The sequence below is a fragment of the Synechococcus sp. A15-24 genome, from assembly GCF_014280195.1.
Taxonomy (GTDB): Bacteria; Cyanobacteriota; Cyanobacteriia; order PCC-6307; family Cyanobiaceae; genus Parasynechococcus.
Genome location: NZ_CP047960.1, coordinates 1,579,865 through 1,601,519, shown reverse-complemented (window position 1 = coordinate 1,601,519; position 21,655 = coordinate 1,579,865). Strand labels below are relative to the sequence as shown.

25 protein-coding genes are annotated in these 21,655 nt (G+C 61.3%); 11 read left to right on the top strand and 14 right to left on the bottom strand.

Going from position 1 to position 21,655, the window contains the following annotated elements; all coding sequences use genetic code 11:
- Positions 1-29 precede the first annotated feature (29 nt).
- From SynA1524_RS09105 to hemL, 6 genes are all read right to left on the bottom strand, one after another.
- On the bottom strand, positions 30-1,373 hold the full coding sequence (locus SynA1524_RS09105; protein WP_186497082.1) for an ABC transporter substrate-binding protein: 1,344 nt from the start codon (positions 1,371-1,373) through the stop codon (positions 30-32).
- Positions 1,374-1,486: 113 nt separating this feature from the next.
- A complete protein-coding gene (locus SynA1524_RS09100) occupies positions 1,487-2,467 on the bottom strand; it encodes an AEC family transporter (RefSeq protein WP_186497080.1) in 981 nt (326 codons plus the stop codon).
- A 298-nt stretch (positions 2,468-2,765) separates the two neighbouring features.
- Positions 2,766-3,365 (bottom strand): hypothetical protein, encoded by a 600-nt coding sequence (locus tag SynA1524_RS09095; RefSeq protein ID WP_186497078.1) that lies wholly within the window; start codon positions 3,363-3,365, stop codon positions 2,766-2,768.
- A 26-nt stretch (positions 3,366-3,391) separates the two neighbouring features.
- Positions 3,392-3,802: a cytidine deaminase gene (locus SynA1524_RS09090; RefSeq protein ID WP_186497076.1), complete on the bottom strand. Its 411-nt coding sequence runs from the start codon at positions 3,800-3,802 to the stop codon at positions 3,392-3,394.
- A complete protein-coding gene (locus SynA1524_RS09085) occupies positions 3,789-4,256 on the bottom strand; it encodes a hypothetical protein (RefSeq protein ID WP_186497074.1) in 468 nt (155 codons plus the stop codon). The genes SynA1524_RS09090 and SynA1524_RS09085 overlap by 14 nt, the downstream gene beginning before the upstream one ends.
- A gap of 14 nt (positions 4,257-4,270) precedes the next feature.
- Positions 4,271-5,572, bottom strand: coding sequence for a glutamate-1-semialdehyde 2,1-aminomutase (gene hemL / locus SynA1524_RS09080; RefSeq protein WP_286188743.1), 1,302 nt, complete (start codon positions 5,570-5,572; stop codon positions 4,271-4,273).
- Positions 5,573-5,697: 125 nt separating this feature from the next.
- Between hemL and SynA1524_RS09075 the strand changes: the two genes are divergently transcribed.
- Complete coding sequence (locus SynA1524_RS09075; RefSeq protein ID WP_186499596.1) at positions 5,698-7,149, top strand: FAD-linked oxidase C-terminal domain-containing protein; 1,452 nt, start codon at positions 5,698-5,700, stop codon at positions 7,147-7,149.
- Positions 7,150-7,156: 7 nt separating this feature from the next.
- Here SynA1524_RS09075 and xth read toward each other — a convergent pair whose 3' ends face one another.
- Positions 7,157-7,993, bottom strand: coding sequence for an exodeoxyribonuclease III (xth, locus tag SynA1524_RS09070; RefSeq protein ID WP_186497072.1), 837 nt, complete (start codon positions 7,991-7,993; stop codon positions 7,157-7,159).
- Between the two features lie 55 nt (positions 7,994-8,048).
- On the opposite strand from xth, the gene SynA1524_RS09065 reads away from it, so the two are divergent.
- Positions 8,049-8,351: a hypothetical protein gene (locus SynA1524_RS09065; protein WP_186497064.1), complete on the top strand. Its 303-nt coding sequence runs from the start codon at positions 8,049-8,051 to the stop codon at positions 8,349-8,351.
- On the opposite strand, the gene SynA1524_RS09060 is transcribed toward SynA1524_RS09065, so the two are convergent.
- Positions 8,305-9,102: a tetratricopeptide repeat protein gene (locus SynA1524_RS09060; RefSeq protein WP_186497062.1), complete on the bottom strand. Its 798-nt coding sequence runs from the start codon at positions 9,100-9,102 to the stop codon at positions 8,305-8,307. The two genes, SynA1524_RS09065 and SynA1524_RS09060, sit on opposite strands and share 47 nt — an antisense overlap.
- Before the next feature lie 91 nt (positions 9,103-9,193).
- Here SynA1524_RS09060 and patR point away from each other — a divergent pair, with 91 nt between their 5' ends.
- From patR to SynA1524_RS09030, 6 genes are read left to right on the top strand one after another with little or no spacing between them, the layout of a single operon-like run.
- Positions 9,194-9,814: a heterocyst master regulator PatR gene (gene patR / locus SynA1524_RS09055; protein WP_186499595.1), complete on the top strand. Its 621-nt coding sequence runs from the start codon at positions 9,194-9,196 to the stop codon at positions 9,812-9,814.
- Positions 9,814-10,461 (top strand): hypothetical protein, encoded by a 648-nt coding sequence (locus SynA1524_RS09050; protein WP_186497060.1) that lies wholly within the window; start codon positions 9,814-9,816, stop codon positions 10,459-10,461. The genes patR and SynA1524_RS09050 overlap by 1 nt, the downstream gene beginning before the upstream one ends.
- Complete coding sequence (gene larC / locus SynA1524_RS09045; RefSeq protein ID WP_186497058.1) at positions 10,458-11,690, top strand: nickel pincer cofactor biosynthesis protein LarC; 1,233 nt, start codon at positions 10,458-10,460, stop codon at positions 11,688-11,690. The genes SynA1524_RS09050 and larC overlap by 4 nt, the downstream gene beginning before the upstream one ends.
- Positions 11,684-12,604 (top strand): lysylphosphatidylglycerol synthase domain-containing protein, encoded by a 921-nt coding sequence (locus tag SynA1524_RS09040; RefSeq protein WP_186497056.1) that lies wholly within the window; start codon positions 11,684-11,686, stop codon positions 12,602-12,604. Before larC ends, SynA1524_RS09040 begins: the two co-directional genes overlap by 7 nt.
- A gap of 5 nt (positions 12,605-12,609) precedes the next feature.
- A complete protein-coding gene (locus SynA1524_RS09035) occupies positions 12,610-13,563 on the top strand; it encodes an esterase-like activity of phytase family protein (RefSeq protein WP_186497045.1) in 954 nt (317 codons plus the stop codon).
- 10 nt (positions 13,564-13,573) lie between these two features.
- Entirely contained in the window at positions 13,574-15,724 is a 2,151-nt protein-coding gene (locus tag SynA1524_RS09030) for a PhoX family protein (RefSeq protein WP_186497043.1), read from the top strand.
- On the opposite strand, the gene SynA1524_RS09025 is transcribed toward SynA1524_RS09030, so the two are convergent.
- The 6 genes from SynA1524_RS09025 to SynA1524_RS09000 form a co-directional block, all read right to left on the bottom strand.
- Complete coding sequence (locus SynA1524_RS09025) at positions 15,703-17,211, bottom strand: ABC transporter permease (protein WP_186499594.1); 1,509 nt, start codon at positions 17,209-17,211, stop codon at positions 15,703-15,705. The two genes, SynA1524_RS09030 and SynA1524_RS09025, sit on opposite strands and share 22 nt — an antisense overlap.
- Positions 17,208-18,251 carry an extracellular solute-binding protein gene (locus SynA1524_RS09020; protein WP_186497041.1) on the bottom strand — a complete coding sequence of 348 codons (1,044 nt, stop codon included), beginning with the start codon at positions 18,249-18,251 and terminating at the stop codon, positions 17,208-17,210. Before SynA1524_RS09020 ends, SynA1524_RS09025 begins: the two co-directional genes overlap by 4 nt.
- 134 nt (positions 18,252-18,385) lie before the next feature.
- Positions 18,386-18,547 (bottom strand): hypothetical protein, encoded by a 162-nt coding sequence (locus tag SynA1524_RS09015; RefSeq protein ID WP_011128656.1) that lies wholly within the window; start codon positions 18,545-18,547, stop codon positions 18,386-18,388.
- A gap of 37 nt (positions 18,548-18,584) precedes the next feature.
- Positions 18,585-19,724, bottom strand: coding sequence for a CobW family GTP-binding protein (locus tag SynA1524_RS09010; protein WP_186497033.1), 1,140 nt, complete (start codon positions 19,722-19,724; stop codon positions 18,585-18,587).
- Between the two features lie 19 nt (positions 19,725-19,743).
- A complete protein-coding gene (locus tag SynA1524_RS09005; RefSeq protein ID WP_186497031.1) occupies positions 19,744-20,040 on the bottom strand; it encodes a 4a-hydroxytetrahydrobiopterin dehydratase in 297 nt (98 codons plus the stop codon).
- A 35-nt stretch (positions 20,041-20,075) separates the two neighbouring features.
- The gene (locus tag SynA1524_RS09000; RefSeq protein ID WP_186497030.1) at positions 20,076-20,639 is read right to left on the bottom strand and encodes a secondary thiamine-phosphate synthase enzyme YjbQ; all 564 of its coding nucleotides are present in this window, start codon (positions 20,637-20,639) and stop codon (positions 20,076-20,078) included.
- A 5-nt stretch (positions 20,640-20,644) separates the two neighbouring features.
- On the opposite strand from SynA1524_RS09000, the gene SynA1524_RS08995 reads away from it, so the two are divergent.
- The 3 genes from SynA1524_RS08995 to SynA1524_RS08985 all read left to right on the top strand — a co-directional run bounded on the left by SynA1524_RS08995 (position 20,645) and on the right by SynA1524_RS08985 (position 21,616).
- Complete coding sequence (locus SynA1524_RS08995) at positions 20,645-20,935, top strand: hypothetical protein (RefSeq protein WP_286188551.1); 291 nt, start codon at positions 20,645-20,647, stop codon at positions 20,933-20,935.
- Positions 20,932-21,357 carry a thiol-disulfide oxidoreductase DCC family protein gene (locus SynA1524_RS08990; protein ID WP_186497028.1) on the top strand — a complete coding sequence of 142 codons (426 nt, stop codon included), beginning with the start codon at positions 20,932-20,934 and terminating at the stop codon, positions 21,355-21,357. The genes SynA1524_RS08995 and SynA1524_RS08990 overlap by 4 nt, the downstream gene beginning before the upstream one ends.
- An 82-nt stretch (positions 21,358-21,439) precedes the next feature.
- Positions 21,440-21,616, top strand: a complete 177-nt coding sequence (locus SynA1524_RS08985; protein ID WP_011128650.1) for a hypothetical protein — start codon at positions 21,440-21,442, stop codon at positions 21,614-21,616.
- The last annotated feature ends 39 nt before the right edge of the window (positions 21,617-21,655 follow it).

The window sequence follows — 21,655 nt, the reverse complement described above, 5'->3', positions numbered from 1 at the left end:
AATCTCGGTGCAAGACATGTGTGAAATTTTCATGATCTCTCCCACTTCTTGAAGATTGATTCGATCGACTCGATGGCGTTGTCAACAGCAACATCAACTGGAGTGTTGTTGACGCAGACTTGTTCAATGGCTTGAGCCCAAATATTCAGTCTTCTGACCTCTGTGTAAGCTGGGTTTAGTATTTGGTAAGCAAGTTTATAATTTTCTACGGTCTCACGAGATGCTTGGATATGTGTGTTTCGCAATTGATTCCAAAATGGATTTTCTAGAATTCGCTGTGAAACGGGTAGATAACGACCTTGTGATCCTTCAACATAGGCCGACAAATTTTCTGGTTTTATGAGATTGCGTGCATAGGACTTGGCCTCTTTGGCTTTGTTGGTGTCAAAGATAAACATCTGTTTCACCGAAATATCTGTACGAACTTTCTTGCCAGTCATGCCTTTGGGCCACCCGATTGATGCAATTCTTTCGTAGTAGGCGACTTCGTCTGCCGTTTGAGACCCTGGAATCGATAATGTGGGGTTGGCTGTCATCAGAGACAAGCTGCTCAGGAAATTAATGTTGTTGTCTACGTCACCCCATTCGGTTGCCTTTGAGGGCACCCAGCCTCTTTTGTAGAAGCTGGTGTAATTTTCCATTGCCTTGATGACTTTTTTGCGTTCTTCGGGCTTTCTCAACAACAGCTCTCCGGATGTGTTGATAATCTTGGCTTCGTGAGCTTCCAGGAAAAAGTCAAACAGAATATGGGTATCAGATGTCGAACTTGCCATCGGTAGGCCAACGCCTTTGATATCGACGAAGCCAGCCTGAATTGCTTTCTTTTGATTGACGCCCCAGAATTCCCAGAACTCGTTCCAGGTGTCTGGGATATTGATTGCCAGGTCTGTCGCGTTTGCTTCTTCAAGTAAATCCTTCCAGTAGTGAATGTAGGCTGAGCTCACTGAAAGAGGTATGGAATATGGATGTCTCTCTTTAGTTTGTTTATTCAGAAAAGTGATGTTTTCAATGATTCCAGGTGAATAGTCACTTTTGAATTCTTCGATAACGTCACTTGTTTCAAGAAGAAAACCTTTGTAGGCAAACGTTGGTCCATGGCTGTCTCCAACGCTGTAGCCATACATCAAGTCTGGCTTCGGGCCTCCATTCAGAATTTCTGTTGCCCTCTGTGAGATTTCACCATCATTGAAAAAAACAAGCTTTACTTTGTTGCCGCTTGCTTTTTCCCATTGACGGGTGATTGATTCAATGGCGTCCGTCTCTTCTGGGTAATACCCCTCAGACCACCAAATGAGAAGTTCACGATCGTTGGAGGTTGGTGAAGTTGCTTGGTTCCCCCCGGTGACGTTGCAGCCACCAACGGATAAGCCCAACAGGATTGATGCGAGAGCTAGCTGACCCTTCAAGCGAAACTCCGGAGCCTCAAATTATTCTAGTGAATTCCTGTAACCCTGCTGCAGTGCCCACAGGGATTGATCTGATGATGTCACCAGGAGGTTAAGCTAAGAACCCAGATCGGAAGCGTAAGCAGCAAAATAAGATTGCTTATGATTAATGTTTGAACTGTAAGTGCTCGATCGAGGTTGAAATTTTCGGCTAACACCAGAGTCGCGAAGGCGCAGGGCATGCCCGCTTGCAGTACTAGGATTAAGCGTTCAGGGCCGGCAAATCCTGTCGCTGTCAGCAAAGCTCCGATGAAAAGTGGTACAGCCACCATTTTGATTAGAACGGCTTTAAGCGGCAGTTGAAATGAGCCAGAACCGCTGAGCTGTTGAATTCTCATCCCCATGGTGAGCAAAGCCAGCATGATCGAGCCCCATGCAATCACGCTGAGGATGGAGTTGATCGTTTCCGGAAGTTCAACCAATTTGAGGAGAAGTCCAGCAACAAATGCCAGCAGTGAGGGATTTTTGTAGAGAAGTTGGGTCGTTTTGATTATGGCGCTGCGCCATGAGCTTCTTGTGTTGCCGTTCTCTCCTCGGGTTGCAATCCATGCCCCCAGTCCATAGCCGCCCAAAACGGTTCCGAAGATGTCGTATAGAACGGCGACGCCGAAGTAGCTGGGGCCAAGTTGCGGCAGGAGTAATACCACAGGAAATCCAATGAAACTCGTATTTCCTACGTAGCTGCTGAGTTGAAAGCTGCGGCGAGTGGCAGCAAGAATGGAGCTCATTGGCCCCAGGATGCAGGCGGAGCAAAGTAAGCCCAGTGCAATCGCCAGGCTTGCCGTGATCGGAGCAATCCAGGCGCTGGCAGAGAGCTCCGTGCTGCGCACGAAGTTGGCTATTCCGATTGGGATCCCAATGCGCAGCAGGAATTGTGCGAGGAAAGCCGGTATGCGTCTGCTGTTGCTTTCTCCCCAGGCTCCTCCGTAGGAGACCAGCAGTTTGCTGAAGATCATCCCGCTGCCAACGGCTGCCACGATGGGCAGATACACCGATGTGACAATGGAGGAAAGATCGGTCAACGTAGCTACTCTCCCCGTGCAAAATTAAATCAAACTTATGTTCGCATGTGTTGCTTGGTTGGTCAATGGTTTGTTGGGAATGGATGCGTATATAAATGTCGATTGAATTGCATCTTGGCTTGAAATTGATGCTTCCGTTCAGTAGCCCATCACTGTTGAAACCATATCACCTTAGACAGGCAATCATTTGGTCTCTTTGCCCCTTTTGCTCGGCCTTGTCGCAGTCATCTGGTTGCAATGTTTACCGGTTTTTGACTGATCAACTGTCGTGCTGTCCCTGAAATTTCTAGCGTGTCGTTTATTCCTCGCCACTCTCCTTTGGAAGGTTATGGGTGGCTGAGCAGTAGCGATCGGCCACCGCTTGTGCGGTTGGATCGTTGTCCACGCCCATCCAGCCTTTGTTGCCGAATCCGCTGAAGTCGCCCTTGCGATCAAATGTGAGGTCTTTGCAGTCCAGTTGGTATCGAAAGCTGCGTCGTTCCACACCTCCCGGCGTGCCGGGGGTGTAGCTCGGTGCCACATAGCCCACTTGCTGGCAGGTGGTGGTCTGGGTCTGCTTGTTGAAGCCGTAGGTGGTGTTGCACACCTTCCTGCCGGGCATGCCCGGGTTGTAGCTGGCTGGCTTCCCAGCGTATTCATTCAACGTGGTGCCCACGAAGCTGATGTAGCGGCCGTAGCTGCCGCGAGCCTTCATCTGGCGCACTGAGCTCGGTTTGTAGTTGTGGTCCCCTGTCGTTTTCACCTCAACATTGCCTGAGGTTTGCTCAAAGTTCTGGCCGGACTGGTACTCCTTGCAGCCCTTGTAGTCCGCTGCCTTCAGACACGGATCGTCCTCGGCCTGTGCCAAGCAAGGTGTGGCGATCAACGCGATCACCCCGAACAACAGTCGCCAGTTCATGGGATCCGCAGGTGATTGCGTTAACCCTAGGGAGCGTTTTTTGCTGAATCCAGTGAAAACGCATCCGGTAGCAACTCTTTCAGCCGTCTTGAATCGACTCCGTCGATGTGAATGATGGCGCTGTTCGGCATCAGTTCCTGCATCACTTGGCGGCAGGCACCACAGGGCATTCGCGATGCCAATGGCGCGTTGTTCTGGGCATCGACACAGCTCACTGCCAGTTCAAGCGGTTGCAGACCCTGGGCCACACAGTTGAACAAAGCCACCCGTTCAGCACAGATGGTGAGGCCATAGCTGGCGTTCTCCACATTGCAGCCGCTTACCACCGTGCCGTCTGTGCAGCGCACCGCCGCTCCCACATGAAAGTTTGAATACGGGCAATGGGCCTGGTCAGCTGCCTTACGGGCTGCCGCCAGCAATGCTTCAGCGTTGTTCACGGCACGCACCTGAAGCGCTGTCCTGAAGTGTCGTCAGTGCTGTGGTGCTGCCCTCGGCGGTCATGGCAGACACGTTCACCAGATTGAACGACCGGTTGGGCTGGATCAGCAGTTGCCCTTCCACGCTGATCGACGCGTTGCGGTTGGCGTCTCCGGCAGTCGCGGGCGGTGCCACCGGACCCAGCGGTGCGATGTAGTTCCAGCTGTAGCGCAGCCGCTCGTTCTCGATTGAGCCAACCGGCGGCTCTGTTTCCTCCGCCAGGCTGGTGATCCGGCTGTCGATCACATATCGAGGATTCACCGTGATCTCCGGTGTGAGAACCACCGTGAACGTCTGGCCCTTCAGCATCCGAACCCCGGCAATTTTGCGCGGGGTCCAGCGACTCTCAACGGTTTCGATCGTGCAGATCAGGGGAGGCTGCGTTTCAGCTGCTGCCAGAACAACGGGAATCACCGCACCAGTGACGATCAGGCCACTTCCGCGAAGCTCTCGCGGAAGGCATTGAGGGTGGCCTCAATGTCTGCATCGGAGTGGGCCAGGGAGGTGAATCCCGCCTCAAAGGCAGATGGGGCGAGATACACCCCCCGCTCGAGCATGGCGCGATGCAGCTTGCCGAACCGCTCGGAATCGGTGGCTTTGGCGTCTTCAAAGTTGCGCACCGGTCCTTCGCAGAGGAAAAACCCGAACATGGCGCTGACGCTGCCACCTGTGAAGGGAAGACCCGCAGCCGTGGCAGCCTCCTTGATGCCGGTGATCAGTTTTTCTGTGGTCGCGGTGAGTTTTTCGTAACTGCCGGGCTGTTTCAGCAGTTCCAGCGTCTTGATGCCAGCTGTCATCGCCAGTGGATTGCCGCTCAATGTTCCGGCCTGGTACATCGGCCCAGCTGGAGCCACCATGCCCATGATGTCGGCGCGGCCGCCGTAGGCACCCACGGGCAGACCGCCACCGATCACTTTGCCCATTGTGGTGAGGTCCGGTGTGACGCCGAAGTGGGCCTGCGCACCGCCGTAACTGATTCGGAAGCCGGTCATCACTTCATCGAACACCAGCAACGCGCCATGTTCCTTGGTGAGTTCCCGTAGGCCTTCCAGGAAACCAGGCTCAGGCTGAATGAACCCGGCGTTGCCGACGATCGGCTCGAGAATCACGCCGGCAATGGCATCAGGGTTCTCGGCGAACAGAGCCTTGACCGCCTCCAGGTCGTTGTAAGGCGCCGTGAGGGTGTTAGCGGTGGTGCTGCGTGGCACGCCTGGGGAATCGGGCAGGCCGAGTGTGGCCACACCGGATCCGGCCTTCACCAGGAACATGTCCGCATGTCCGTGGTAACAGCCTTCGAACTTGATCACCTTGTCGCGGCCGGTGAAGGCACGCATCAGGCGGAGCACCGCCATGCAGGCCTCTGTGCCGCTGTTGACGAATCGCACCATCTCCACACTGGGGACGGCGTCGATCACCATCTCGGCCAGGGTGTTCTCAAGGGCGCAGGGGGCTCCGAAGCTGGTGCCCTTTTCTATCGCTTCCTGCAGGGCGCTGATCACCTCGGGATGGGCGTGGCCGCAGATGGCCGGTCCCCAGCTGCCGATGTAGTCGATGTACTTGTTGCCATCAACGTCCCAGGCGTAGGGACCCTTCACCCGGTCGAACACGATCGGCTGACCGCCAACCGACTTGAACGCCCGCACAGGGGAGCTCACGCCACCGGGCATCAGCCCCTGTGCTGCGCCAAAGATGGCCTGGGAGCGGCTGGTGTTCAACGCGGGTGCTGTCACTGGAACCGACGCCAAGAGGCTGATGCAAACCGTGCAACATCCTGACCCAGGAACGACCGGATCGGTCTGGAGTGTGTCAATCGACCCCAGTTGCTTGCTTACTCTGGCCCGGGTTGAAGGTTGCTGTGTTCCACGATTGGTCAGCGCTGGAGAGGGATCTCCGCCGGTCTCTGCCGCCGAGGGCCGTGGTGACGAAACGTCAGGAACTACTGAGTTACGACTCTGATGGTCTGACCATGGATCGTCACCAGCCGCCCCTGGCGGTGCTTCCGGAAACCACCGACCAGGTGGTAGCGGTCCTTCGCTGCTGCCATGCGCACGGGATTCCTTTTGTGGCCCGTGGCAGCGGCACGGGGCTTTCCGGTGGTGCACTGGTAGATCAGCAGGCGTTGCTGGTGGTGACCAGCCGCATGCGGCAGATCATCGAGGTGGATCTCGCTAACCAGCGGGTCACGGTTCAGCCGGGCGTGATCAACAGTTGGGTGACCCGCGCCGTTGCCGGAGATGGTTTTTATTACGCACCGGATCCCTCCAGCCAGGTGGTCTGCAGCATCGGCGGCAATGTGGCTGAGAACTCCGGCGGCGTTCACTGCCTCAAGTACGGCGTCACCAGCAACCATGTGCTCGGAATGGAGGTGGTGCTGCCGGATGGCACGGTGACACAGCTCGGCAACGGTCTGGCGGAGTCACCTGAGCTGGATCTGCGGGGGGCCTTCATCGGTAGCGAGGGCACCCTCGGCATCGCTACGGCCATCACCCTGCGGCTGCTTCGGGCACCGGAATGCGTCAACGTGCTTCTGGCCGATTTCCCCACGATGGAAGCGGCAGGGGAGGCAGTGTGCTCCGTCACCGCCGCCGGACTGTTGCCATCCGGGATGGAAATCATGGACAACGTCACCATCAACGCTGTGAATGACTTCTTCGGGTACGACGAGTATCCGCGGGATTCGGGGGCCGTGCTGTTGATCGAGCTGGACGGTCAGACGGCAGAGGTCGAGGCCTCCGCTGAACAGGCAGAAGTGTTGTGCAAAGAGGCCGGTGCCAGGCATCTGCGACGGGCTGAGGACTCCACGGCATGCGAGGTGCTGTGGAAGGGACGAAAGTGCGCGTTCTCAGCGGTCGGAAAAATCACCCCTACTTATTACGTACAGGATGGTGTCGTTCCTCGGAGCTGCCTGCCCTGGGTGTTGACGTCTATTGAGCAGTTGAGTCGGGAACATGACCTTCCTGTCGCCAACATGTTCCATGCCGGTGACGGCAATCTGCATCCCCTGATCCTGTACTCCGCCAGCGCCCCTGATGCGGAGCAACGAGTCAAGAATCTCGGTGCGGCGATTCTGCGGGTTTGTCTGGATGCCGGCGGCAGCATCAGCGGTGAGCATGGCGTCGGAGCCGACAAGCGCTGTTATCTCGATTGGATGTTCGAGCCCGAGGATCTTGAAACGATGGGTCTACTGCGCCGGGCCTTTGATCCGGAGAACCGTGCCAACCCCGGCAAGGTGCTCCCAACCCCGCGCACCTGTGGTGAATCAGCCAAACGTGTGGTGACGTTGCCGGCGGGGGTCGAGCTCTACTGAGCCCCCCTCAAAACAGCTGATCGTCCTCGTCTTGTTCATCGTCAGCAGGAGGCCACTCCAGATCTACGCTTACTGGAGCATGATCACTAGGTTGATCGTTGCCACGCACCTGTTTGTGGATGCTGCAGCTGCGGGCGAGCCCCATCAGCTCCTCACAGAGGTAAATGTGATCGATGCGCCAGCCGCGATCTCGATCCCAGGCGCCGGTGCGGTAATCCCACCAGCTCCAGTGGCCAGCGTCGGGCTCGAACATTCTGAAGGCATCCTGGAGCCGGTTCCCCAGGGCTTCGTGCAAGGCATCCCGTTCCGCATCGCTCGCCATGACCGAGCCGCTGAGGCGATCGGGGTCGTGGATGTCCCTGGCCTCGAGAGCGATGTTGAAGTCCCCCACCATGCACAACGGTTCCCCCCGCTCGGCCTGGGCGTCCAGGTACCGCTTCAGGCAACAAAGCCAGGACAGCTTGTATGGGTATTTTTCTGAAGACAAGCTCGAACCATTCGGTACGTAGAGATTCAGCACCCGCACCCCACCCAGCAGGCCACTGATCACGCGCTTCTGTTCCCCCAGGGTCGCGGCTTCGGCATCATCAGGGAGCTCACCAACGAAACCACAGCGGACATCCTCGAGGGGCTCGCGGCTGACCAACGCCACTCCGTTGTACGACTTCTGGCCATGGATGCTGACCTGCCACCCGGCGTTCTCGAAGGCCTGCATCGGAAACAGAGGATCGTCGACCTTGGTCTCCTGCAGGCAGAGCAGATCTGGCTTGGTTTGCTCAAGCCAGCACAACACTTGCTCAAGGCGGGTGCGCACTGAATTGACGTTCCAGGTGGCAATCCGCACGGTTGTTTGTTGTTCCCAGAAGGACCCTTAGCATCGCTGCAATAGCCTTTCCACCATGCCGCTTCGCTCTGCGGTTCCACTTCTGATCACCGTGACGTCCCTGGCGTCACTGGTGACTCCGGTTTCGGCCCAGGTGGACGGCGGATATCAAAACCGTGAGGAGCGGGAGATCTTCAGTACCGGTCCGGGTGGGGATGGGGATTCCGGCGCGATTCTGGATGCCACCAATCCGATGGATCTGATCAACCGCATCCAGCGGGCCGGCGCAATGGACGACGCAACCCCGCCATCAGACGCCATCGATGCTGCGCTCAAGGCGTTGGAGCAGGAACCTCAGAACGCTGCTGCTCAGCCCTGACGCGGGCTGCCCTTAGCCCCCACCGATAGGCCAGGTCGTCGATCAGGGGGTCCGGTCGATCCTCGTTACCCCTACGCAGCCGAGCCTGTTCGAGCCACCGCTGCACCTCGGCGCCATTGCCCTGTTCCTGGTGCAACATCGCCAGGGCGATGACAGCCCTGACGTCTTCAGCTGATTCCTTCGCGAGTTGCTGATATTGATCAGCGGCTGCTTTGGATTGGTCGAGCTGACGATGCAGATCCGCGAGTAGGAGTCCGAGTTCCAGGCGCTGCCCCTCCGGTCGAGCAGCGAATTGGGCCTTCAGACGTTGAACTGCGTTCTGCCCGCGTCCCTCCTGGAGATCCACCAGAACGGCCAGCTGCAGCAGCTCCTGATGCGAAGGATGCAGCCGCAGCAGTTGCTCCAGCTCCCGCCGGGCTGCTTCAAGGGAGCCGGAGCGGCGGTGAAGGTCTGCCATCAACAGCCCCAGAGGCAGGGAATGGGGTTGTTGATTCAGCCATTGCTGCAACAGCAGCTTGGCGTCCTCCAACCGATCTAAAAGCAGAAGTCGTTCCAGCAAGCGCTCCCGCTCCCCTGCGTTGAGTTCTCGCCGTTGCTTGGCATTCAGCAGCTGGCTGACCTCGTCGTCCACCACCGTCCTGCTGCCGCTGGCCGAGGTCTGTGGGGCCAGCGTCAATGCAGCGACCCATCCGCTGGCCACAGCGGCGCCAATCAGCAGGGCCCACATCACACCTCGACGGGCCCGCTGCATGGATGGCCTGTTGATGTGGGCATTCTGAGGTCATCCACGGGGGCTGGCTACAGTCCTCACAAGGGCTTTTGATTTGACGAGCACCGTCTCAATGCGCGACCACCCCATTCCCCAGGTCACCGAACCGCAGCAATACCGGGCCATTGGGGTGGTTCGTGGGCTTTACAAACCCAGCGACGATGACCAGCTCACCCGGGGCACGCTGATCGATGCCGAAGGCGGTGAGGTGGAGACGGTGGTGCTCGGCCGAGTGCTCACGTTGATGCGGCGCCATCTGGCCATGGAACAGCCCCACCTTTGGGTGGTGTACCCCCGCTCCCGAGACAACGACCAACTGCATCTCCAGATCGCCGGAATCTGGGAGCCGAGCACGTTGTCTCCCGATCAACCCGATCTTGATGATTGCCTGCCCGAGGGGGACGACTACTTCTCCATTCGCGGTGAACTGATTTTCACCAAACCGGAGACCGGTGAGCTGGTGGTGAAGGTGCGCCAGCAGCCCCGTGCCGATGGCAGCCGGCCACTGCCCTTCAAGTTGCAGGTCAAAGGTGAGCTGCCCCTCGAGCACCTGCGGCATTTCGTCAGCCTGGATGTGCGCCGACAGGGGCAGCAGCTTCATCTCGAATCCCATGAGGTGATCGCTCCGATGCCCACCCGGGGCGGCAAGTCCCGCGGCTCGCGGGGGCGTGCCCCTGCTCGCAGTCGCGGCTGATGGCACCTGCTGGTGAGGGTTCGACCGGAACGCTTCGGGCGGGTATAGTTGTGGTTGTCATCTCGGGGCTTGGAGCCTTCGGACCAGTGCTAGGCCTGTCACCGGCCTGGATTGTGGTTACCGTCGGCGGTGGTCTGATCATGCTCAGCGTTGATGCCGCCAGCTGGCAGGGCATGGGGGGGCATGTGCTGGCGGAGGCCCTGCCGGGCGGTGAGGGGCGGCTGCGGCGGATTGCCGTTCATGAAGCCGGTCATCTGCTGATCGCCGAGCAGGAGCAGATGCCGGTGCAACGGGTGCTGGTGGGCACCCTGGCCTGTCTGAAGGCGGGGCTGCGCAGCAGTGGTGCCACTGAGTTCCCAGTGCCGGACAGCGTTCGCATGCCCCTGGAGGATCTTCGCCGCTGGAGTCGTGTGCTGCAGGCCGGGATTGCGGCGGAAACCGTGGTTTACGGCAAAGCCCGTGGTGGCGCTGATGACAGGGCTCTGCTTGGGCAGCTCTGGGGGCTCTCGGGCCACGACGTCGCCACGGCCCAGCGGGAACAGCGTCGCGCCCGTCGGGAAATCGAGCAGCTGCTGCGGCGTGAACAGGCTGACCTCAGCCAGAGAGCCGATCAGTTGTTGAGCGCGGCACCGCGACTGGGGCGATGACCCCGGACGCGACCGCTGGATCGCTGCATATCGACTGTCCGACCGGATTGGCCGGCGACATGCTGCTGGCGGCTCTTCTCGACCTTGGGGTTCCGCTTGAAGTGATCAAGGCTCCCCTGGCGCAGCTTGGGCTGAAGGATCTGGTGCGCCTGGACGTGGAGGAGGCCCGCAGCGGTGGCCTGCGGGGGCGTCGCCTCAATGTTGTCGGGCTGGAGCCTGACCCGCCTCATCGCCACTGGGCGGAGATCCGCGACCGCCTGCAGAACTCCTCCCTTGAACCCAAGCTCCTGCATATGGTGCTGGCGGTGTTCACGGCTCTGGCCGAAGCGGAGGCCACGGTCCATGGCCAGACCCCCGAGTCGGTGCATTTCCATGAGGTGGGCGCCATCGATGCCCTGGTGGATGTGGTGGGGGTCTGCGCAGCCATCCATCACCTGGTTCCGTATCGGATCAGCTGCGCCCCGCCGCCGGCGGGTCACGGCAGCGTCACCACCGCCCATGGTCTGCTGCCGGTGCCAGTGCCGGCGGTGCTTGAGCTGGCCCGTGCCCATCAGGTGCCGCTGCGGCACGACCCCTCGCTGCCGGAGGGAGAGCTCACCACACCCACCGGTCTGGCGCTGGTGTCCGTTCTGGCCGAGCGCTTCACGGCGCCACCTTTGTTCACCGCTTCTGCCATCGGCATCGGCCTGGGTCACCGCCGCCTGGATAGGCCCAACCTGGTGAGGCTGTGCCTTGGCCAAGGGGAGAGTTCCACCCCAGAGCTCGAGCCCCGTTGGCAGCCGCTGGTGGTGCAGGAGGCCTGGATCGATGATGCCTCGGCGGAAGACATCGCCTGGCTGCTGGATCGATTGCGCCAGGCCGGTGCCCTGGATGTGGCCTGTCAATCTCTGCAGATGAAGAAGGGCCGCTCTGGGGTTGCTGTCACGGCTCTGGCGACAACCGAGCATGCCCCGCAGCTGCGACGGACCTGGTTTGAAGCCGGCCCCAGCATCGGTTTGCGGGAGCGGCAACAGGGGCGCTGGCTGCTGCCCCGACGTGCCGGAACCCTCTCCACCCCCTGGGGTGTGTTGACGGCCAAGCAGGTCCGCCGCCCGGATGGTCGTTGCACGGTGAAGCCGGAGGCTGATGCGCTTCAGCGGCTCAGCCAGGCCAGTGGTTGTTCCATTGCTGATCTGAGAGTCGCGGCCCAGGCGGCCAGCTTCGAGAGTGAGGAGCCCTGGACGTGGTGATCCGATCCCTGCTGAAACCAAAGCTGTGGATCACCCTGGCCAGCCTGGCCTTCATCGCTGTGGCCCTGGTGCATCAGGGGGAGCAGCTGCGGCAGATCAATCTCGAATCAAATGGCTGGTGGTTGCTGCTGCTGGGCCTCGGCCTCACCTGGCTCAGCATCCTCATCAATGGCTTGGCCTGGCGGGTGCTGCTGGATTGGCTGGGGCAGCGGCCGCCTGGCCTGGCGCTGGTGCCGTTGTTTGTGCGCAGCAATCTGCTCAAGTACCTGCCGGGGGGCATCTGGCATCTGGTGGAACGGGTGCGGGTGCTGCGACCCGCCATCGGTGCAGGTCCCGCTCTGGCGGGGGTGATCCTGGATCCACTGCTGATAGTGGCGGCCGCCTCGCTGTTGTTGCTGGCGGGGGGATGGCAGGACGGTCTGTTGGTGCTGGCACCGATCCCGTCGCTGGTGCTGCTGCTGCCGCGCCTGCGGGAGCCGGTGCTGCGGCGACTGGAACGCTCCAAGGCCGCTCAGTTGCAGACGGCGGTCAGCGGAGATCTGCCGGTGGATGGCAGTGGCCGCGGCGGAGCTCCCTGGTGGCCCTTGGCAGCTCAGGTGGTGTTCGTGCTGGTTCGTTTCGCCGGATTTGCCTGTTGCCTGGTGGCCTTTGATCTGATTCCACCGGCAGTGCCCCAGTGGCTGGCCGGCTTTGCCCTGGCCTACGCGGTGGGATTGGTGGTGCCTGGAGCACCCGGGGGACTGGGGGTGTTTGAAGCCACGCTTTTGTTGCGCCTGGGGACCGGCCTTGATGAGGCCTCCCTCCTGGCGGTGGTGCTGAGCTACCGGGTGATCTCCACGGTGGCGGACCTGCTTGCGGCCGCTGTGCTTGCCGCCGATCAGGCCCTGATGCAACGGTTGCACCCTGCGCCCTGACCGCCATGGACCTACCCCTGCCCTGTCCGCTGGAGGCCGGCTGGGAGCTGGTGCGCACGATCGCGTTGCCCAGGACCCTTGCTGATGGCCGTCCCCTGGGTGGCTTCTCGGCAGCGGCCTACCAGCCCAAGCAGGACCGTCTCTGGTTGCTCAGCGATGCACCGATTGGCCATCTGGTGCCCTGGGGGGGATTGGCCCGATGGCTCGAGGGTCAACGCGACACGCTGCGACCGGGTCGCAGGCTGCTGCTGAGGGGAGGCGATGGCGAGCCCCTGCCCGAGGGGTTCGATGGGGAGGGGTTGGTGATCGAGGGTCGGCAGGCCTGGATCGCCAGTGAGGGTCGCCGTTCCCAGAACCGTCGCGCCCGGTTGATCCGCATTGATCTCGCCAGCGGTCGGCTGCAGCAGGAGCTGCCGTTGCCTCAGGCCTGGCGTGCCAGCCCAGGGCAGGGCCTTGACTCGAACAAAGGTCCGGAATCGCTCACGGCCCTTGCCCCTGGCGATCTTCTGATGGCTGCGGAGGCGCCGTTGCTGCAGCACCAAGCCGAGGATGGGATCAGCCTGATGCGACGCGCGCCTGGGAATGTGCTCCGCACAGCTGGGGCCCTCAATGTGGGCGCCGCTGGCCGCCATGACGGACTGACGGAGCTGCTGGCCCTGCCAACCCGGCAGCAGCTGCTGGGTCTGCGGCGGGGGTTTGCGCCCCCTGATCAATGGACGGCCAGGCTTCAGCTGTTCGCCTTGCCTGATCCCCAGGGGCCTCCGTTGCAGCCGATTATCGGCTGGGACCTGCTGGAGGCCGGTCTGCCTCCGGACAACTGGGAGGCCATGGCGCGGGGACCTGTGATGTCGGATGGACGACAGACCCTGGTGTTGGCCAGCGATGACAACTTCAATCCGCTTCAGTCAAGCTGGGTTGGGGTGCTGAGTCCACGCCGCACCACCGCCTGCACCGATTGAGGTCTGACCGATGCGCCGACGTTCCGTGCTCTCCCTGCTCGGCCTCGGCGGAGTCGGTGTGTTGACGGCCAAGGGACTGTCGGGCTGCGTCGCGCCAGTTGGCAACAGCAGCGGTGTTGTCAAAGGATTCCCCTTTCAGCCGGTGCAGGTGCCCCTTCCGGTGAACAGTGATGGGCTTCAGGCCAGCGAACAGCAGTCCACCTATCGGGAGCTGGCGGTGGAGGACCGGCTGACGGTTCCGGAGGGGTTTCAGTCGCAACTGCTGGCGGCCTGGGGTGATCCCCTCGGCGACAGCCGCTTCGGGTTCAACAACGATCACCTCGGTTTTGTGCAGCACGCACCGGATCGGGCGTCGATGACGGTCAATTTCGAATACATCAGTGCCGTGCCCTGGGTGCAGGGCTTTGCCGAGGTTGTGGGTCGCCCCCTGCCCTTTGCCGCCCTTGTGTCGGCCCTCCAGAGCAGCGATGGCGTCATCGACTGCACGGCGCTGCCGGCTGGTGACCGCCGTTTGCCGCAGATCCGCACCGTCGCGGATGAAGCGATGACCGACCTCGGAATCGGGGTGATGACCCTGCAGCGGGATGGTCAGGGCCGGTGGAAACGGGCTCAGGCCCCCCAGGATCGACGCATCACGGGCATCAGCGGACTGGAAGAGCCTGAGCAGCAGCTGCTCAGCACGGGTCCAGCTGCGGCGGTGTTCCGGGCCAGCAACCGGCAGGGCTATGACGACGGCCTGGGCGACAGGATCGTGGGCACGTTTGCCAATTGCGGTGGCGGCACCACGCCCTGGGGGACCGTGCTCAGCGCTGAGGAGAATTTCCAATCGCAGGTGCCGGAACCGGTCTATGCCGATGGCAGCGCGGCGGCTCCGTCGGAGCGGCCGTTTGTCTGCAAGGACGGAAAACTGGGGGGACTTGGCAACGTCTACGGACTGGCCGGCAACAAGTACGGCTGGATGGTGGAGGTGGATCCCAATTCAGCTGACCAATCGGCGGTGAAACACACGGCCCTGGGCCGTTTCCGCCATGAAGCCGTGGCGGTGCGGGCCGAAGCCGGCAAGCCGCTGCAGGTGTATTCCGGCTGTGACCGCCGCGGCGGGCATCTGTATCGCTTCGTCAGTGCAGAACGCGTTGAGACGGTGCAGGACAAGCGGAATTCCCGCCTGTTTGAAGTCGGCGAGCTTCAGGTGGCGCGGTTCCGTGCCGACGGCAGCGGTGAATGGCTGGCGGTGACTCCCGAGGCGGTGGTCGATCCCTTCCGGCCCAGCCGCTTCAGCGATGCGGATCTCGGCTGTCCGGTGGAATTGCCCCACCGTGATCGCAGCCAGGCAGGCGCGGAACTGTTCCGGGAGGACGCCGCTGTTGAGGACTACTGCCGTCGGTTCGCCACCCTGTCGGATCTGTACCGCGGCGAAGGAGAGGCTCTGCAGGGGGCGATCTTGGTGGATGCCCACCTGGCGGCCAGCGCCATCGGGGCCACCCCAACCGCCCGTCCGGAGGACACCAAGATCGATCCGGTCAGCGGAGATCTGCTGATCGCATTCACCTCCGGATCCCCTGGCAGTACTGGGGGGGCTGATCCCGCGGTGTTCAAGGGACCGGAGGGTCAGAGCAGCTGGCCCAATGGCTGGGTGATGCGTCTGAGTGAATCCGGCGAGAACGGTTTCACCTGGCGCATGGCGGTCACCGGAGGAACCCCATGGGCCGGTGGCCTTGGATTCACCAATCCCGACAACGTTGCCCTCGACAGCAAGGGCAACCTCTGGATCGTCACCGACCGATCGATGAAGGCGTCAGCGGGCGATGTGTTCGGCAACAACAGCTGCTGGTTTGTTCCCAGGAGTGGCAACGGGGAGGAGCAGGCGGCCTGCTTTGCCACAGGGCCGATGGAGTGTGAGGTCACTGGGGTCTGTCTGGATCAGGCTGAGGCCTCTGTGTTTCTGGCGGTGCAGCATCCCGGTGAGGTGAACGGCAGCCGTTCCCAGGGGGATGAGGAGATTCAGGCCCATGAACTGGTGGATCGGGACGGCGGCGTCTTCCAGCAGCTGCGCACGGTGCCGCTGGGGTCCAACTGGCCGGCGCAGGCACCGGGACGACCACCTCGCCCGGGGGTTGTGGCGATTCAGCGCAGCAACGGTCAGCCTTTGCTGGAGGCCTGATCCAGGCTCGGCACCAGGGCCATCGCTGCCACCAAACCAAGCGACAGGATCATCAGGGCCGGCAGCAGTGCCGCCGCCAGCCGCTCGTCGCTGGCGTACTGATACACCCGCACCGACAGCGTGTCGAAGTCGAAGGGGCGCAGCGCAAAGGTGAGGGGCAATTCCTTCACGGTGTCCACGAACACCAGCAGCAGCCCAACGGTCATCGGACCCCGCAGCAACGGCAAATGGACCCTGCGCAACACCTGCTGCCAGTTGAAACCCAAGCCTGTGGCGGCTTCATCGAGGTTGGGGCTGATCCGTTCCAGGGCGGCATCGAGGCCGCCCTTGGCCACCGCCAGAAAGCGGTCGCTGTAGCCCCAGAGCAGCAACAGCAGCGGAGCCAGTTGCCAGGGAGCGCCGGTCAGCAGCAGTGCCAGGGCCAGCACTGTGCCGGGGATGGCGTAGCCAATGCCGGCCAGAAAGGTGAGGCTGCGCAGCCAAACGGCCGAGCTCCAGCGTTTGGCAATCGCCAGCAGCAAGGCTGCCGCCAGGGCCAGCAGGGCAGCACTCACCCCCAGCAACAGGCTGCGCAGGCTGAGGGGCAGCAGGTCGTCGCGGAGGCTGCTGCCCAGCTGGTCAAGATTGGCGAGGGCCCAGACCAGAGGAATCCCAAGGCTGAGGGTTGGTGGGATCAGCCCCAGCAGCTGGGCGGCCAGGGCCCGGGTTCCGTGCAGGGGCCAGGCGGTGGCATCACCGCCGGCAACGCCATCACTCCAGCGTCGGCTGCGACGGCGCAGCCGACGTTCCCCCACCACCAGGCCCAGCACGATCACCAGCGTGACCAGAGCCAGGCTGATGGCGGCGGTGGGATCACTGTTCGATTGCCAGGCGTCCAGGATGCCGGCCGACAGGCTGGGGATCCCCAGCAGCTGCACAGCCCCCAACTCGTTGACGATCTCCATTCCCATCAGGGCCACACCGGCACCGATCGCTGGCATGGCGATGGGTAGCGCCACGCGCCGAAAGGCAGACCAGGGACCAATGCCCATGCTGCGGCAGGCCTCCAGTTGGCGTCTGCCGCTCATGCCAAAACTTTCCGTGCTCAGCAGAAACACGTAGGGGTAGGTGGCGAGGGCCATCACGGCGATGCCCCAGCCCAGTCCATGAATGCGCCAACCGGCTCGGCTGCCCAGATCCACCAGGGTGGCGGACAGCAGATAAGCAGGGGTTGCCAGTGGAATCAGCTGGGCGATGCGCAACCAGCGCCGTCCAGGAAAACGGCAGTTGATCAGCAGCCATCCGTTGGCGGTGCCGATCACCGTGCCCCCCAGGGCACTGCCCAAGAGCAGCAGGAGAGTTCCGCGGATCTGACGTCCGCCATCCGGCCCAAGCTGCACGAGCCCTTGCTGCAGACCCTGCAGCCCCTGACTCAACAACTGCAGCAGAGGCCAGAGGGCCAGCAGTGCCAGAGCAGAGGCCAGCAGCGTCAGCAGACGACGGCTCATTGCCAACCGTTGGCGGCCATCAGCTCGAGCGCTTGCGCGTTCAGCTCGCCAAGACGCTCAGCGGACACCTTGGCCTGGTTGAAAGGCCCCCAAGCCTGCAGCACCGGGTCCTCCCCGATTCCTTTGAGTGGATATTCGTGGTTTGCCGCGGCGTAGCCACCCTGGGCCTGATCCGAGCTCAGAAATTCCAGCAGACGTTGGGCTGCCTTGGGGTTGCGGCTGGCACGGGTGACACCACCGCCAGTGATGTTCACGTGCACGGGATCGGGCCAGCGCACGGTCACCTTGCCCGACAGGGTCCTGTCGGATTCCCCTTTGTCGCCGGCCTGCATCCGGCCCAGGTAGTAGCTGTTGGCCAGGGCGACACCGCACTGCCCCTGGGCGACAGCTCGGATCATCGGCGTGTCGCTGCTGAAGACAGGTTCCGCCAGGTTGTTCACCATGCCTTTGATCCAGTCCTCCGTGGCGGCCTGCCCCTGTTCATCCAGCATGAAGGCCACCAGGGACTGGTTGTAGACACTGCGGCGGTTGCGCAGGCATAGCTTGCCTTTGAGGCTGGGGTCGGCCAGCACCCCATAGCTGCTCACCTGCTCGGCGTTGACGCGGTCAGCGTTGAACATCGGGGCCCGCAGGCGACGGGTCAGGCCGAACCAGCGTCCCTCGCGGTCACGCAGATCACGGGGTACCGCCTGGTTGAGGGCATCGGAGTCGACCGTCTGGAACAGATTCATGCCGGCGGCCCTGTCGAGTCGGGCCACATCCGCCAGGATCAACACATCGGCGGGGGAGTCATCTCCCTCGGTGTTGAGCCGTTCGATCAGGGCGTCGTCCTTGGCTTCCAGCAGCTTCACTTGAATGCCGGTGGCCTCGGTGAAGCGCGCATAGAGGTCCTTGTCGGTGTTGTAGTGACGGCCTGAGTAGATGCCGATCTGGCTGGTTGTCTCAGGGCCGCTGCAGGCACCGAGCAGGGCGCCCATCGCCAGTACCAGCGCGGAAGCGTTACGTCGTGACTTGACGAGCTTATTGAGAATGAAAACCATTCGCTTCTTGTTGGTTTTGAGAATGATACACAATAGCGATGGGCGGTCTGCGCTTAGGGCGATCGAGATGACACAACGTGCAAAAAAAATCCCCCGCCGTTGGCAGGGGATCGGAGTGGGATTTGAATTTCGGCTTACCGACGCTGTTGATCGCGCACCCGCACAGGAATCAGAACAGGCTCTCTGAGGCCGCCACCGCTGTTGTCATCGTCGGAATCCTGCAACAGAAGCAGCAGACCGACGATCACGAGCAACGCCAACAGCGTGATCGGTTCGGCCATGAGGGTGTTCTCCATGTCAACACCTTAGTGGGGTTGCCTTGATTGCGCTGAGTCAGGCGAATCCTTGTCCGGCATCCTTGGCCACGCAAGCGTTCAGCTGCTGGCGCAGGGTGGTGTGGTCGATGTTGCGACCAATCAACACCAGTTGATTCTTGCGATCGCCTGTCCAGTCGGTGTCGTCGATGGAGAAGCGCTTGCCGGCGAGGTGAAACACGTGGCGTCGTTCGCTTTCGTTGAACCAGAGAATCCCCTTCGCTCTGAACACCTCCTGGGGCATCTGGTTGTCGAGGAAGTTCTGGAATTTGCGCAGGGAGAAGGGACCATCGCTCTGGAAGGACAGGGATGTGAACCCTTCGATGGCCAGATGATCCGAGTCTTCCCCATGGCTGTGGTCATGGTCATGGTGATGGCTGTGGTCATGCCCCTCGCTGTGGTCATGCCCCTCGCTGTGGTCATGCCCATGGCTGTGGTGATGCCCCTCGCTGTGGTCATGGTCATGGCTGCAGTGGCCATGGTCGTGATCACAGTCGCTGTGGTCGAGGCAGGGGTCCTCCACGGGCGTGGCCACCTTGTCGGACTCGAACAGGCCAACACTCAGCAGCAGGGCCAGGGGCACATCCCCCTTCACCGACCGCAGGATGCGGGCATCGTTTTTGACGGCCCGTAATTCCGCTTCCACCTCCGCCAGCCGCACTTCAGAGACGAGATCGCATTTGTTCAGCAGCAGGATGTCGCCGTAGATCACCTGAGCCCGCCCAACTTCGGTGTCCAGCAGGCCTACCTCGAAATTCTCCGCATCAATCAAGGTGATGATCGAGTCGAGGCGGGTTGAATCCCTCAGCTCACTGCCGAGAAAGGTCATGGCCACCGGCAGTGGATCAGCCAGTCCGGTGGTTTCAACAACGATGTAATCCAGTGGCTCAGGGCGTTCCAGAATCCGCTCAACGGACTCCATCAGTTCGCCGTTGATCGAGCAACAGATGCAGCCGTTGCTGAGTTCCACCATCTCCTCACCGGTGGACACGATCAGATCGTTGTCGATGCCGATCTCGCCGAACTCGTTCACCAGAACAGCGGTTTTCACCCCCTGCTGATTGCTGAGAATGTGATTCAGCAGGGTGGTTTTCCCCGCCCCCAGAAAGCCGCTCAGGATGGTCACGGGGGTGCCGGAGGCGACAGGTGCGGTCGTCATGCGATCAAGACCTCTCCAGTCATGCTGGCAGCAGTTGATCGATTGCTGCAGCCAGCTCGACATCGAGATCGCTCAGTCCCCCCAGATCGTGGGTGGAGAGCGTGATAAACACGCGGTTGTAGACGTTGCTCCAATTGGGGTGGTGGTTGCGACCCTCCGCCAACAGAGCCACCCGGCTCATGAAACCGAAGGCTTCGTTGAAATCGTTGAACACCAGCTCCCGGCTGATGGACTGCTCATGAATGGTCCAGTTCGGCAGCGTCACCGGCAGCATCTGCCGTTGGTCTGCTGAGAGCAGGGAGGGCATGGCGATCATCCACGACAGTCACCGCCATCTTCGGCCTATGTCGATCAGGTGTCCGCCAGGTCGTGCAGTTGGTCCACCAGCAAATCCACCTCCGTTTCGATTCCTCCATCCGCAGCCCAGGCCTCGGGGTCGTGGCGTGCCTGGATCTGCTGGTTCAGGGTTTTGCTTGTTGTCTCTATTGCGGCTGGTTCTCCAAGGAGATGACACAGCACGCGCCGTTGATGGGGACGGCGTCGGTGCTCCCAGAGGTAGACCGCCTGCCAGGTGCCCAACACAAGCTGGCCGGCGTCAACGCTGAGGCTCAGGCTCTGAGCGGTGAGCGCTGTGCGGATGTGGGCCGGCATGTCGTCGGCTCCTTCGTCGTCATGGCTGTAGCGACGGAACTCGGGAACGATGTCCGCCATCCAGTCGGCGAGATCGTTCAGAACGCGTGGATCAGCGTTTTCATTGATTGTGAGGCTGCAGCTGGTGTGAAGGCAGGTGAGATGCAGCATTCCCTGCCAGAGCCCAGTGCCACGAAGCCATTGGTTGATCTGGCGATCCAATCGCGTGAAACCCTGGCCCTGGGTGGCCAGCTCGAGCTGATGCAGAACCTGCTGCAAGGCCATGGCAGATGCAGAACGCTGAGCTCCTTAAGTTTGTGGTGCGTTCTGTTGGTTGTTCCACCATCGCGCTGCTGGGTTTCGTCATTGTTATTGCTGTGCTGTTGCTGGAGCCAGTGCCTGCAGCTGCTCAGCGTGTGGTGCCAAGGCTGAATGAAGACTGTCCCATTGGTTACGCCGACACCCGCAATGGCCGCTGTTGCAGTTTTGGTCGTCGTGTCGAGCGGTTGAAGCCCCGTCAGGGTCGCGATTGCCCAGCGCAATGGATCAACGTGGGAGGCGGTTACTGCAAGCGGGAATGACAAGGTCTGCTTCTCCTGAGCTCACCGTGCTGTTCGACGGAGGCTGCCCGTTGTGCGTGCGTGAGGTGACCTTTCTCAGGGGACGCGATCGCCGGGACGCCCTGGGCTTTGTTGATATTGATGCCCTGGACTACGACCCTGAGTCCCATCAGGGCATCAGCTACGAAGAGGCGATGGGTCGCATCCATGCCATCACCGCCTCCGGTGACGTGGTGTGTGATGTTGCGGTGTTCCGCGAGGCCTATCGGCTGATCGGCTTGGGCTGGTTGTACGCCCCCACACGTTGGCCCGTTGTTTCAGCTGTTGTCGACTGGTTGTACGGCATCTGGGCGGCCCGTCGGCTGCAGCTCACACGACGGCCTGATCTGCAAAGCCTCTGCGACGAGCGGCAGCGGTGCCGCCTCGAGACTTCTACCCGTTGATGCTGCGGTATGCGGATTTCGTGGCCTGCGGAAACGCTTCGTTCACTCCAGCGCACAATGCGGTGAAGTCCCCGTTGTCCCTGTGCAGGAACGATCGACACCACCGTTTGAAGGGTTCTCCGAGCGCGTCACCGATGGCAGTGACGATGACCGTACCGTTGCCTATGGCCGCTGGCTGAAGCGACTGCGTCAGAACCAGTCCGATGCGGAGGGGGAAGACGCCAGTGCCGATCAGGTCGCTGACGACGAGGCCCGCTGATCAGGGCTTGGCCGCCGGCTGGCGGTAGATCAATTTGAG